The following is an 11,662-nucleotide window of genomic DNA, read 5'->3' as shown; positions in this document are numbered from 1 at the left end:
TGGGCACCACTGCAGCCGGAGTCTCCCGGCAGATGCAGGCACATGGCAATTTCTTTTCGTCGTGCCATGCCCGGGGCGGGGCCGCACGACCGGAGCTGCACAGCCAGCCTCAACTGCCACACAGAACGGGTGACTGCCACCGTGAGCACAACAGATACGCCGCTAAACGCATCCCGGGCCTCCGGCGCCGGGTTTGCCCGCAAGGCAAAGGCGTATCTCGCCCTCACCAAGCCCCGCGTGATCGAACTGCTCCTGGTGAGCACCCTGCCCACCATGATCTACGCCGAGCGGGGCTTCCCGCCCATCGGCCTGATCCTTGCCACCCTGGTGGGGGGCGCCTTCGCCGCCGGAAGTGCCGGGGCATTCAACTGCTACATCGACCGGGATATCGACAAGCTGATGCACCGCACCGAAAACCGGCCGCTGGTGACGGGCGAAGTCACGCCCCGCGAAGCGCTGGTCTTCTCGTGGCTGCTGGGTGCAGCGGCGATCGTGATCCTCTGGTTTGGTGCCAACCCGCTGTCAGCCTGGCTCGGCCTGGGCGCCATCTTCTTCTACGTGGTGGTCTACACCATGATCCTGAAGCGCCGTACCGCACAGAACATTGTGTGGGGCGGCGCGGCAGGGTGCTTCCCGGTCCTGATTGCCTGGGCTGCGGTGACCAATTCGGTGGAGTGGCCGGCGGTCATCCTCTTCATGGTGATCTTCCTGTGGACACCGCCGCACTACTGGCCGCTGTCCATGCGCTACGGCGAGGACTACCGCAACGCCAATGTCCCGATGCTCGGCGCCATCGCCGGCGCCAAGGTGGTTTCCGTCCAGGTTGTCCTCTATGCCTGGGCCATGGTCGCCTGCTCGCTGCTGATGATTCCCGCAGGCGGTGCCGGTTGGGTCTACACGGCCACCGCCGTCCTGGCGGGCGCATGGTTCCTTTATGAATCCCATGCCCTGTATGCGCGTGCGCAGCGGGAGGACATCCCCGACAAGCGGGCCATGAAGGTGTTCCACGGCTCCATCAGCTACCTGACCCTGCTCTTTATCGCCCTCGCCGTCGATCCCTTCATTGGCCGGGCGGTGGCAGGCGGCTAGCTGAAACGCCGCACCAACCTGCCGGCGGCCCCCACCTCACGGTGGGGGCCGCTTTTTGTTTTGAGCCTTGTTGGGCGGCAAGCGTGGGGTAAGCCACTGATTCGTTGCCTTGGCGAACAATATGACATCTTTGTCATATCTGTCACATTAACTGTCATTGAACATGACCAGCTGCTTACGGTGGACCGGACCCTTCCCGCAAGCAAAGGAAAGAGCCCATGGAAGCCCGTCCCACAGCCGTCCCCGCTCCCAGCCACAGCCCACCGGGTGGAAACTGGAATCCGCTCCGGAAAAAACCCGGCATCCCCGGGTTTGCCTCCCATCTCGGTGCCGACATTCCCGCTTCACTGGTGGTGTTCCTCGTCGCGCTCCCGCTCTCGCTTGGCATTGCGGCCGCATCCGGTGCCCCGATCATGGCGGGATTGATCGCCGCCGCCATCGGCGGCATCGTGGCCGGCAGCCTTGGCGGCTCGCCGCTTCAGGTGAGTGGTCCCGCCGCCGGGCTGACCGTCGTCGTGGCCGGCCTGGTGCAGGAGTTCGGCTGGCAGGTGACGTGCGCCATCACCGTGGCCGCCGGCGTCGTGCAGCTGCTGCTGGGCATCAGCCGTGTCGGCCGGGCAGCCCTGGCCGTTTCCCCCGTGGTGGTCAAAGCCATGCTCGCCGGCATCGGCGTCACCATCATCCTGCAGCAGCTGCACGTGCTGCTGGGATCGCGGCCCGCAGGCTCTGCGCTTGAGAACCTCGCAGGACTGCCCGCCGCCATTATCAACCTGGAACTGCATGCCGCCCTGCTGGGCCTGGCGGTCATCGTGATCCTGCTGTGTTGGCGGTTCCTTCCCGCCATTGTCCGCCGGGTGCCCGGCCCGCTGGCAGCAGTTGCCGCCGGTACCGCGTTGGCGGTCGCCTTTGCCCCGGGGGTGGAACGCATCTCCCTCGACGGTTCGATCTTCGATGCGATCGCCCTGCCGCAGCTTCCCGACGGAAACTGGCGGGCGTTCGCTTTCGCAGTCCTGACCATGGCCCTGATCGCGAGCATCGAATCCCTCCTTTCCGCGGTTGCAGTGGACAAAATGCACACCGGACCGCGAACCAACCTCAACAAGGAACTCGTCGGCCAAGGCGCCGCAAACATCGTCTCCGGATCACTGGGCGGCCTTCCCGTCACGGGTGTGATCGTCCGCAGCGCCACCAACGTGGAAGCCGGCGCGGCCACCCGCACGTCCGCCGTGCTGCATGGCATCTGGGTCCTCGCCTTCTCGGCGCTCTTCGCCGGACTGATCCAGCTCATCCCCCTGGCCGTCCTCGCCGGCCTGCTGGTGGTCATCGGTGCACGCCTGATCAAGGTGGCCGATATCCGCACCAGCCTGCGGACCGGTGACCTCCTGATCTACGCCGTGACCCTTGGCTGCGTCGTCTTCCTGAACCTGTTGGAGGGCGTCATGATCGGGCTCGCCCTGGCCGCCGCGTGCGTGCTGTGGCGGGTCCTGCGCGCCCCGATCCAGGCCCACCCGCCCGCCGCCGCGTCGTCGCCCTGGCGGGTGACCGTTGCCGGATCCTGCAGCTTCTTCGCCCTGCCGCGGCTGAACGGGACGCTGCAGTCAATCCCCGCCGCCGTGGACGTCGTGGTGGAGCTGAATGCGGACTACGTAGACCATTCGTTCCGCGAAGCCCTGCTGGCCTGGCAGGTCCAGCACCAGGCCACAGGCGGCACCGTGAACCTCGAAGAGCACGGGAACACCCTGTTCCGGGACGCGGCCCACCAATCGCCCCGCCGCGGAGAAGCCAGCGAGCTGCCGCTGCCACCCCGGAAGGAATCCCTGCTGCAGGGAATCAACAAGTATCACCGCCGGTTCGCGGACCAGGTGCGTCCCCTGGTGCACGACCTGGCCGAAGTGCAGAACCCGGACAGCCTGTTCGTGGCCTGCGTTGACTCGCGCGTCAACCCCAACCTGATCACCAGCAGTGGTCCGGGCGATCTGCTCACCCTGCGGAACATCGGCAACGTTGTGTGCAACCACGGCCAGGATTCCTCGATCGACTCGGCCCTGTCCTTCGCCGTCACGGGCCTGGGCGTGAAGTCGCTGGTGATCTGCGGGCATTCAAACTGTGGCGCCATGAAGGCGCTGATCGCCGAGGCGGACGGCGCGGACCACGCTTCCCTGGGCCCGGCGTTCGGGCGTTGGCTGGGGCACGCCCGGCAAAGCCATGCCGAACTGCTGGCGGGCCACCCGGTGGGGAGGCAGGCCGCCGCCGCCGGGTACAGCACGGTGGACCAGTTGGCGATGGTCAACGTCGCCGTGCAGCTGGGCAAGCTCCACAACCATCCGCACGCGGGGCCGGCCCTGGCCGGCGGGCAGGTCCAGGCAACCGGCCTGTTCTACGACATTGCCACCGCGCGGGTCCTCGAAGTGACGCCGGACGGCATAGCGGACCTCGACCCGGCGCTCGGGTCCAGGCTGCAGGACGGCGCCTTGGCGTCCGGTTAGTCCGGGCACCTGCGGCACGGCCTGCGAATAGAGGAAAGGCGCCCCGGTCCATAGACGGACCGGGGCGCCTTCTTCGTGGCGGTGCCTGAACCTACGTGGCTGTGCTCGAGCGGGCGAGATCCCAGGCGTTCGTCGATGCGGCCATCAGCAACGCGGCACCGAGCATATGGGCCGCCACCAGCAATGCGGGAATGCCGTTGTAGTACTGCGTGAACCCGATGACAGCCTGCAGGACCGTGACTCCGAGGAGGGCCAGCACGGCGGTCCGGAACGGGCCGGTGATCCGCCGGCGCACCACCAGGACGAGGGCCACCGCCGTGCCGGCAGTCACCAGGTAGGCGGGTACGGCATGGATGTGCGACACAAGGTCCCAGTCGAGGTTGTTGCGGGGCGCATCGGCGTCACCGGCGTGCGGCCCGGCCCCGGTCACCACCACGCCAAGCATGACGGCCACGGCAGAGAAGAGGGCGACGGCGGCCGTCACCGGGCGCAGGACCGCGGGGAGCACGGCCGGCCGGGCCGCCAGGAAACGGCCGGTCCGGCCGAAAGCGCGGTTCACCAGCAAGGTGGAGAACACCACCAGGGCCATGGACACCAGGAAGTGCAGGCCCACCACCCATGGGTTGAGGTTGGTCAGCACGGTGATGCCGCCGATCACGGCCTGCGCCGGGATGCTGGCCAGCAGGCCCAGGGCCAGCAGGAAGAGGTCCTTGCGTTCCTTCCGCAGGTTCCACAGGTACACCAGCAACAGCACGGCAATCGCGGCCAGGACAAACGTCAGGAGCCTGTTCCCGAATTCGATGAAACCGTGAATGCCCATTTCCGGGGTGTTCACCAGCGAATCGGAAGTGCAGCGCGGCCACGTGGGGCAGCCAAGTCCGGACGCCGTCAGCCGGACGGCGCCGCCGGTGACCACCAGGAGTGTCTGGCCAATCAGCGACGCGACAGCGAGGCGGCGGACGCGGACGTCCACGGTGCGGGGCAGCCGGGACGCCAGGCGGCTGGCGAGCTGGGGGAGGCGGGAAGCCGTGGTCACGATTTTCTCAATTCCACTTGAACCAACGGATGGCTGCGGCCCCGGCGATGACGGTCCAGAGCAGCAGGATGAGGGCGGCGCCGCCATTGACGGCCCCGCCCAGGAAAGCGGCGCGCATGGATTCGCCGAGCGCGCCGGAGGGCAGGAAGTGGATGACGGCCTGGGCTGCGGCGGGCAGCCGTTCGGCAGGGATGACGATGCCGCCCATGGCGCCCAGGAGGATCCACAGCAGGTTGGTGATGGCCAGGGTCGCTTCCGGCCGCACCGTTCCGGCCACCAGCAGCCCCAGCGACGTGAAGGCTGCGGCGCCAAGCGCCAGCAGTCCCAGGCCGGGAAGCCAGCCGGCCGCCGTCGGCTGCCAGCCCAGGGCCAGCGCCACGAGGCCCACCACAACCACCTGCAGGCAGAGGACGGCCAGGACGGACAGGACCTTGCCGGCGATCAGGCCGCCACGGCCGAGCGGCGTGGTGGAAAGGAACCGCAGGACGCCGTACCGGCGGTCAAACCCGGTGGCGATGCCCTGGCCGGTGAAGGCGGTTGACATCGCGCAGAGGGCCAGGATGCCGGGGACCGCCACGTTCACGCGGCTGGAGCCCATGCCGTCCAGGAACGGGGTCACCGTCAGGCCAACCAGGGCAAGGAGCGGAAGCACCACTGCAAGGATCAGCTGTTCTCCGTTCCGGAGCATCGTCAGTGCCTCGTACTTGCCCTGCAGCAGCACACGGCGAAGCAGGGGAGCGGGCTGCTGGTGCTCCTGCAGTGCTGCGGCACTCATCGGATGTCCTTTCCCGAGATATCCAAAAAGACGTCTTCAAGGCTACGCGCCTGAAGGCTCATCGAGGCCGGCATGATGCCCTTCGCTTCCCACCACTGCGCCAGGGCGGCCAGATGGCGCGGTGTCAGGGTGCCGGTCACCGTGTAGCTCCCGGCGCGTACTTCGGAGACGTCGACGCCGGCGGGCAGCACGGCGGCCACGTCCAGGCCGGCCGGTGCCTCGAAGACCAGGGTCCGGACGTGTTCGGCGCCCGGGTCCGCCACCGGGCTGCGCTGCAGCAGTTCCTGGACCGTTCCCTCTGCCACGTTGCGGCCGCCGTCGATGATGTAGACGTAATCGGCAAGGCGCTGGGCATCGTCCATCAGGTGTGTCGTGAGGATGATGCCCATGCCGCCGTCGCGAAGTTCGGCAATCAGCTCGAACACCAGCTGGCGGGACTGCGGATCCAGGCCGGCGCTTGGCTCGTCGAGGAACAGTACTTCGGGACGGCCAATCAGGGCGGCGGCCAGGGCAAGGCGCTGCTTTTGGCCGCCGGACAGCCTGCGGACGCTGGTCCGGCTGAAGGTATCGATGCCCAGCCTGCCCACCAGGTCTTCAAGGGGCCAGGGGTCGGCGTAGAGGCCGGCGATGTGCCGCAGCAGCGGCAGTGGCCTTGCCGACGGCGGGAGCCCGCCATCCTGGAGCATGACGCCAACGCGGGCGCGGAGGCCGGACCCGGCCGCGGCCGGGTCCTGGCCCAGCAGCGAGATGCTGCCGCCGCCGCGTTTCTGCAGGCCTTGGGCGCATTCGAGGGTGGTTGTCTTGCCGGCACCGTTGGCGCCCAGCAACGCGGTCACTTCCCCCCGCTCGGCGATGAGTGAAACGCCGCTCACCACCCGAAGCATCTTTCCGTCCAGGTTGGACAGGGGGCCTACGTCCTTGATGAGCCCATTAATGGACAGGACAGGGGACTTGGGGGATCGCACCACAGTATTCTACGGGATGTAGTATTCAGTGCCGTCCTTGCTGCGGCTCCCGCGTCCGGCGCCGGGCGGCACTCCCGGGTGGCACGGGAAGCGCGCGGTCACATTCCGGCAGGACCCAAGGTCAGCCTGCCCTTACTGGAGTCGTGGACTAAATTACGACATGATTGTGTTGTGTATTCCATGACCAATGCTGCTGCTGTGCCCTTGGCGGGGCCGGCTCCCGTGGCTGATGCCGACGAGCGTACCCGTGACCGGGTGCTCGCTGCCGTCCTGGAACACGGACCCGTCAGCGCGGCCGAGCTCGGAGACATGCTGGGATTCACCCCGGCGGCTGTCCGCCGGCACCTGGACCACCTCTCCCGTGCAGGCGTCATCGAGGTCAAAAGGGTGGCGAAGCCCGGTGCGGGTGCAGGCCGTCCCGCCCGCCGCTACGTCCTGAGTTCACAGGGCCAATCGAGCCTGGGCAATGACTACCTGGACATTGCCGCCCTGGCCCTCCAGCAGCTGCAGAAGGTTGCCGGCCCGGACGCGGTGCGCGCCTTCGCGGAAGAACGATTCGCGGACATGGAGCGGCGCTACGCACCCGAAATCGAGGAAGCAGGCCCGGACATCCGGGACCGCGCCACGGCACTTTCGGCCGCTCTGAGCCGGGACAACTTCGTGGCTTCCGCCGCCGCCATCGAAGCGAAGGCGCCGCTGCCCGCCGCACTGTCCAGCGTGCAGCTCTGCCAGGGGCACTGCCCCATCCAGCAGCTCGCCGCCCGTTTCCCCGTCTTCTGCGACGTCGAAACCGAAGTGTTCTCACGACTGGTCGGAGTGGACGTCCGCCGCCTGTCCACCCTGGCCCGCGGCGGCCACGTCTGCACCACCCACATTCCTACAGGCAGGCTGCCTGCCAAACCGGCCACCGTGCCGGCCGCAGCCCCCGCCGGCCTGGACGAAGTAATCAACCATCAGCAAGAAAGGCCGTGATGACGGACCAACTATCAGAGAAAGCAGTAGCCGAAAACACTGTGATCTCGGAGATTCTGGAAAAGAATCCCGAGCTCCACGGCATCGGCAACTACGAGTACGGCTGGGCTGACAAGAACGATGTCGGCGCCAATGCGCGCCGTGGGCTCAACGAAGAGGTTGTCCGGGACATTTCGGCGAAGAAGAGCGAGCCGGAATGGATGCTTGACCTGCGCCTCAAGGGCCTGAAGTACTTCGACCGCAAGCCCATGCCCACCTGGGGCGCGGACCTGTCCGGCATCGACTTCGACAACATCAAGTACTTCGTACGGTCCACCGAGAAGCAGGCTGCCACCTGGGATGACCTGCCCGAAGACATCAAGAACACCTACGACAAGCTGGGCATCCCCGAGGCCGAAAAGCAGCGCCTTGTTTCCGGTGTCGCCGCCCAGTACGAGTCCGAGGTTGTCTACCACCAGCTGCGTGAGGACCTCGAACGGCAGGGTGTCATCTTCCTGGACACCGATACTGCCCTGAAAGAGCACCCGGAGATCTTCCAGGAGTACTTCGGCACGGTTATCCCGGTGGGCGACAACAAGTTCGCCTCGCTGAACACCGCCGTCTGGTCCGGCGGCTCCTTCGTGTACGTGCCCAAGGGCGTCCACGTGGAGATCCCGCTGCAGGCCTACTTCCGCATCAACACGGAAAACATGGGCCAGTTCGAGCGCACGCTGATCATTGCCGACGAGGACTCCTACGTCCACTACATCGAAGGCTGCACCGCGCCGATCTACACCTCGGACTCGCTGCACTCCGCCGTGGTGGAAATCATCGTCAAGAAGGGCGCCCGCGTCCGCTACACCACCATCCAGAACTGGTCGAACAACGTCTACAACCTGGTGACCAAGCGCGCCATCTGCGAAGCCGGCGCCACCATGGAATGGATCGATGGCAACATCGGCTCCAAGGTCACCATGAAGTACCCGGCCGTCTACCTGGTGGGCGAGCACGCCAAGGGCGAAACCCTGTCCATCGCGTTTGCGGGCGAAGGCCAGCACCAGGACACCGGTTCGAAGATGGTCCACATCGCGCCGAACACCAAGAGCTCCATCATCTCCAAGTCCGTTGCCCGTGGCGGCGGCCGCGCCGCCTACCGCGGCCTGGTCCAGGTCCGGGAAGGCGCCAAGCACTCGGCCAACACCGTGCGCTGCGACGCGCTCCTGGTGGACACCATCTCCCGGTCTGACACCTACCCGTACATCGACATCCGCGAGGACGATGTCCAGCTGGGACACGAGGCCACAGTCTCCCGCGTCAGCGAGGAGCAGCTGTTCTACCTCATGTCCCGCGGCATGCCCGAGGACGAGGCCATGGCCATGATCGTGCGCGGCTTCATTGAGCCGATCGCCCGTGAACTGCCCATGGAATACGCCCTTGAGCTGAACCGCCTCATCGAACTCCAGATGGAAGGATCCGTCGGTTAATGACTGCCGAAGCTACTACTGAAAAGGCGCGCATCGGCGCACCGTCGATCGCCGGTTTCACCGAGGAGGGCGAACACCTCGTTGCCTCCAAGGTGGACCGCCACCACAGCCATGGCGTACAGGTCATGGCCTCCCGCGCCGAGCGCCTCACCAGCCACAAGGTGGCCGATTTCGCGCTGCCGAACGGCCGCGAAGAGGAGTGGCGCTTCACTCCGGTGCGCGAACTGGCGAACCTGCTTTCCGACACGGCCGCGGAAGCCGGCGCCCTGGGCGTCTCCGTCGAAGCGCCCGAGGCTGTCCGCCAGGGAACCCTGCGGGCCGGTGAGGCCCCCCGCGGTGCCACCCTGGTCCCGGCCGACCGGGCCGCCGTCGTCGGCTCCGCCAACTCGGAAGAGGCCCAGTTCATCTCGATCCCGGCCAACACCGAACTGGACGCCCCGGTCCGGCTCGTCCTGACCGGCAACGGGGCGGGACTGCGCACCAACTCCCACCATGTGATCGAAGCCGGGGTGAACAGCCGTGCGGTGGTGATCATCGAACACGACGGCTCGGCCGACCACAACGGCAACGTGGAGATCCTGGTCCGCGAAGGCGCCCACCTCACTGTCGTTTCACTGCAGCTGTGGGGCGACGACGCCAAGCACCTGGCCCAGCACGACGCCGAGGTCGCCAAGGATGCGGTCTACAAGCACATTGCCGTCTCCCTCGGCGGCAAGATCGTGCGGATGAACTCCAACGTCCGCTTCGCCGGTGAAGGCGCCGAGGCCGAGCTCCTGGGCCTCTACTTCGCCGACGCCGGCCAGCACCTCGAGCACCGCTCCTTCGTGGACCACAACGTGGCCAACTGCAAGTCCAACGTCCTGTACAAGGGCGCGCTGCAGGGCAAGGGTGCGCACACGGTCTGGGTTGGCGACGTCCTCATCCAGAAGCAGGCCGAAGGCACCGACTCCTACGAAAAGAACCAGAACCTGGTCCTGACCGAGGGCTGCCGCGCGGACTCCGTTCCGAACCTCGAGATCGAAACCGGCCTGATCGAAGGCGCCGGCCACGCAAGTGCCACCGGCCGCTTCGACGACGAGCACTTGTTCTACCTGATGGCGCGCGGCATCCCCGAGGATGTTGCCCGCCGGCTGGTGGTGCGCGGCTTCCTGAACGAGATCATCCAGCAGATCAAGGTTCCGGCCCTCGAAGAGCGCCTGACCGAGGCTGTGGAACGCGAACTCACCGCAATCGACTACTAGGACGGACGGGCACGAACGCATGAACGGGACTCCCAAGGGCGAGCTGGTGTGCAGCGCCAATGACATCAAGGTCAAGCAGGCGCTGCGCATCCTGGTGGACGGCTATCCTGTGGCAGTCGTCAGGGACTCGATGGGCGACATCCACGCCATCGGCGACACCTGCTCGCACGCGGACATCTCACTGTCCGAGGGCGACGTGGAAGGCTGCGCCATCGAGTGCTGGGGGCACGGCTCCCAGTTCGACCTGCGCAGCGGCCAGCCCCTCCAGCTCCCCGCCTACGATCCCGTGCCCGTCTTTGCCGTCGAACTCGATGGCGACGACGTCTACGTGGACGTCACCAACGTTTTGAACGGCGCGGCAGTAAACAACTACTGAGCGCCCGCAGCACCGGACTTACGAACGAAGAAGAAAGAAGAGCATGTCAACTCTTGAGATCAAGGACCTGCACGTCAGCATTGACACGGAGCAGGGCACCAAGGAGATCCTGAAGGGCGTCAGCCTGACCATCAGGACCGGCGAAACGCACGCCATCATGGGCCCCAACGGCTCCGGCAAGTCCACGCTGGCATCCACCATCGCCGGCCACCCCCGCTACACCGTGACCAGCGGCACCATCACGCTGGATGGCGAAGACCTCCTGGCCATGAGCGTCGACGAGCGCGCCCGCGCCGGTGTCTTCCTGGCCATGCAGTACCCGGTCGAGGTTCCCGGTGTCACCATGACCAACTTCCTCCGCACCGCCAAGACCGCCATTGACGGCCAGGCGCCGGCCCTGCGCACCTGGACCAAGGACGTCAAGGCCGCGATGGAGAAGCTGCGGATCGACGCCGACTTCGCCCAGCGCAACGTCAACGAAGGCTTCTCCGGCGGCGAGAAGAAGCGCGTGGAGATCCTGCAGCTCGAGCTCTTCAAGCCCAAGTTCGCCGTCCTCGACGAGACTGACTCCGGCCTGGACGTCGATGCCCTCAAGATCGTCTCGGAGGGCGTCAACCGCGCCCACGCCGAAGGCAACATGGGCACCCTGCTGATCACTCACTACACGCGCATCCTGCGCTACATCAAGCCTGACTTCGTCCACGTGTTCGTGGACGGTCAGGTCGTCGAGGAAGGCGGCCCCGAACTGGCCGACCGCCTCGAGGAAGAGGGCTACGACCGTTACGCCACGGGCGCCGGTGCAGCCACCATCGCGGCTGCTGCCGCAGCACAGGCCTAGTAAGGACTTGTCATGACCGAAATCAAGCCGGGCCGAACGGCCCTGGAGGACGTCGAAGAGGCGCTCAAGGACGTCATCGACCCTGAGCTTGGCGTCAACGTGGTGGACCTGGGTCTGCTGTACGGCCTCAAGTACTCCGACGACGACGGCGCCCTGCTGATCGACATGACGCTCACCACTGCTGCCTGCCCGCTCACCGATGTTCTCGAGGAGCAGGTGGGACAGGCCCTGGACGGCGTTGTGGACGACTGGCGCCTGAACTGGGTATGGATGCCGCCCTGGGGTCCCGAGCGGATCACCGACGACGGCAAGGACCAGATGCGGGCCCTCGGCTTCAACATCTGAATAAGTACGACGACGGCGGGCCACCATCCCCTGGGAAGGTGGCCCGCCGTCGTCGTCCCCACCGGCCCTTTACGCC

The 11,662-nt window shown here is 66.5% G+C and carries 11 protein-coding genes; 8 read left to right on the top strand and 3 right to left on the bottom strand.

The window, feature by feature from the left end:
• The first annotated feature begins 129 nt into the window (after window positions 1-129).
• Together AC4EEO_RS09470 and AC4EEO_RS09465 are read left to right on the top strand one after the other, a co-directional pair.
• A complete protein-coding gene (locus AC4EEO_RS09470) occupies window positions 130-1,089 on the top strand; it encodes a heme o synthase (protein WP_285318130.1) in 960 nt (319 codons plus the stop codon).
• 218 nt (window positions 1,090-1,307) lie between these two features.
• On the top strand, window positions 1,308-3,575 hold the full coding sequence (locus AC4EEO_RS09465; RefSeq protein WP_018761269.1) for a SulP family inorganic anion transporter: 2,268 nt from the start codon (window positions 1,308-1,310) through the stop codon (window positions 3,573-3,575).
• Between the two features lie 91 nt (window positions 3,576-3,666).
• On the opposite strand, the gene AC4EEO_RS09460 is transcribed toward AC4EEO_RS09465, so the two are convergent.
• The 3 genes from AC4EEO_RS09460 to AC4EEO_RS09450 are packed head-to-tail and all read right to left on the bottom strand — an operon-like array spanning window position 3,667 to window position 6,351.
• Window positions 3,667-4,611, bottom strand: coding sequence for a COX15/CtaA family protein (locus AC4EEO_RS09460; protein ID WP_491340322.1), 945 nt, complete (start codon window positions 4,609-4,611; stop codon window positions 3,667-3,669).
• 7 nt (window positions 4,612-4,618) lie between these two features.
• Window positions 4,619-5,386, bottom strand: a complete 768-nt coding sequence (locus tag AC4EEO_RS09455) for an ABC transporter permease (protein ID WP_133831525.1) — start codon at window positions 5,384-5,386, stop codon at window positions 4,619-4,621.
• Window positions 5,383-6,351 carry an ABC transporter ATP-binding protein gene (locus AC4EEO_RS09450; RefSeq protein WP_491340321.1) on the bottom strand — a complete coding sequence of 323 codons (969 nt, stop codon included), beginning with the start codon at window positions 6,349-6,351 and terminating at the stop codon, window positions 5,383-5,385. The genes AC4EEO_RS09455 and AC4EEO_RS09450 overlap by 4 nt, the downstream gene beginning before the upstream one ends.
• Before the next feature lie 180 nt (window positions 6,352-6,531).
• Here AC4EEO_RS09450 and AC4EEO_RS09445 point away from each other — a divergent pair, with 180 nt between their 5' ends.
• From AC4EEO_RS09445 to AC4EEO_RS09420, 6 genes are read left to right on the top strand one after another with little or no spacing between them, the layout of a single operon-like run.
• A complete protein-coding gene (locus tag AC4EEO_RS09445; protein ID WP_109044703.1) occupies window positions 6,532-7,323 on the top strand; it encodes a helix-turn-helix transcriptional regulator in 792 nt (263 codons plus the stop codon).
• A complete protein-coding gene (gene sufB, locus AC4EEO_RS09440; RefSeq protein WP_018761274.1) occupies window positions 7,323-8,786 on the top strand; it encodes a Fe-S cluster assembly protein SufB in 1,464 nt (487 codons plus the stop codon). Before AC4EEO_RS09445 ends, sufB begins: the two co-directional genes overlap by 1 nt.
• On the top strand, window positions 8,786-10,027 hold the full coding sequence (gene sufD, locus AC4EEO_RS09435) for a Fe-S cluster assembly protein SufD (protein ID WP_109044624.1): 1,242 nt from the start codon (window positions 8,786-8,788) through the stop codon (window positions 10,025-10,027). Before sufB ends, sufD begins: the two co-directional genes overlap by 1 nt.
• Before the next feature lie 19 nt (window positions 10,028-10,046).
• Window positions 10,047-10,403, top strand: a complete 357-nt coding sequence (locus tag AC4EEO_RS09430) for a non-heme iron oxygenase ferredoxin subunit (RefSeq protein ID WP_018761276.1) — start codon at window positions 10,047-10,049, stop codon at window positions 10,401-10,403.
• 43 nt (window positions 10,404-10,446) lie between these two features.
• A complete protein-coding gene (gene sufC / locus AC4EEO_RS09425; RefSeq protein WP_491340320.1) occupies window positions 10,447-11,241 on the top strand; it encodes a Fe-S cluster assembly ATPase SufC in 795 nt (264 codons plus the stop codon).
• A gap of 12 nt (window positions 11,242-11,253) precedes the next feature.
• Entirely contained in the window at window positions 11,254-11,586 is a 333-nt protein-coding gene (locus AC4EEO_RS09420; protein ID WP_018761278.1) for a metal-sulfur cluster assembly factor, read from the top strand.
• The last annotated feature ends 76 nt before the right edge of the window (window positions 11,587-11,662 follow it).

Source organism: Pseudarthrobacter sp. MOO13 (assembly GCF_058267655.1).
This window is presented reverse-complemented; position numbering and strand designations above follow the sequence as displayed.